Source organism: Paenibacillus sp. SER-28 (assembly GCF_052906305.1).
Map to the genome: position 1 here is coordinate 1 of NZ_JBRECM010000031.1, position 1,417 is coordinate 1,417.

Annotated in this window: 1 protein-coding gene; it reads right to left on the reverse strand. The window is 40.8% G+C overall.

What is annotated here, in order from left to right; translation table 11 throughout:
• Positions 1–32: 32 nt before the first annotated feature.
• Positions 33–1,393 (reverse strand): IS3 family transposase gene (locus ACUYLD_RS25410; RefSeq protein ID WP_446676224.1). Its coding sequence is split into 2 segments (ribosomal slippage): positions 33–937 and positions 937–1,393, totalling 1,362 coding nucleotides; the frame shifts between segments, so codons are not numbered across the junction.
• Positions 1,394–1,417 lie beyond the last annotated feature (24 nt).

Genomic DNA, 1,417 nt, shown 5'->3' on the forward strand with positions numbered 1-1,417 from the left:
TGAAGTGACCCCTTAAAGTTAGACAACTATTTTTATGCAACCAGTTGGGCATGAGCTCGGTATTGTACCGGGCTCATGCCTTTTAATTTTGACTTGATGCGCTTGTGATTGTAGTAATTAATGTATTGCTCTAGTTCTTGCTTGAAGTGATCTACACTTTCAAACTTATTTAGATAAAGAAACTCTGACTTCATGATGCCAAAGAAGTTTTCCATTACAGCGTTATCGTAACAATTTCCTTTACGAGACATGCTCTGGGTAATTCCTTGTTTCTTTAAAGCGTGTTGATACTGCTTCATCTGGTAGTGCCAACCTTGATCCGAATGCAGGAGCAGTTTATCCTTTTCGGATAAGCGTTTAAATGCCTCATTCAGCATCTCGGAGACTAAGGAATAAGTGGGGCGAGCCCCTACTGTGTAGGTGATTATTTCACCGTTAAACAAGTCTAAAACAGGGGATACATAAAGCTTTTCTCCAAACAACTTAAATTCCGTAATATCGGTAACCCATTTCTCGTTTGGCTTGCCTGAATGAAAATTACGATCGAGTACATTGGGTGCAACTTTACCTACTGATCCCTTATAGGAACGATATTTCTTCATACGCACTACCGATTTCAAGCCTAATTCGACCATAATACGCTGCACTTTCTTATGATTAACTCGGCGCCCCCGATTAAATAGTTCGTCACGGATACGACGATAGCCATAGCGCCCCTGATGTTCCTCGTAAATAGATTGGATAAGGAGTTTCAGACCCGCGTCTGGATCTGGCTTACCCAACTGTTTGACCCAATAATAAAAGGTGCTACGTTTGACTTCAGCGAGCTTTAGTAATGCAACCACCGGGAACTCATGCCTTAATTCATAGACGACTTGCGCTTTGTCTTGTTTGGTGATTTTTCCTTGTTTTGAACTAAGGCATTCAACTTTTTTAAATAGGCGTTTTCCATACGCAAACGTTCTAATTCAGCTTGTAGAGCCTCCATTGAATCCTTGGCAGGTTCTTGCTTCTTTGTGAGGTTTTTATTCTTATCTGTCATGCGTGGACGCCCCTTTTTCTTTGAATTCAGGGCGTCTATTCCATGTTCATTGAATTGACTACGCCATTTCCTAATGACTCCAGGTGAAGAAATTTTGAAAATGACAGCTGCTTCATTCGGAGACGTCCCATTCTCGTTCATATAGTTGAGTACGTCTAGTTTATATGCCGTGGAGTAAGCTGTATAGGTTTTTTCAAAAGCTTTTACCCCGTGAGATTCGTATTGCCTAATCCACATACGTAAAGCTTCATGATTCATCCCTAATGATTGTGCAATACTTTTGACTCCCTCAGTACCACTTTGATACCTACGAATGGCCTCCAATTTCTCATCTAAACTGAATTTAGGCAAAAAACTGCACCTCCATTGTTAGTC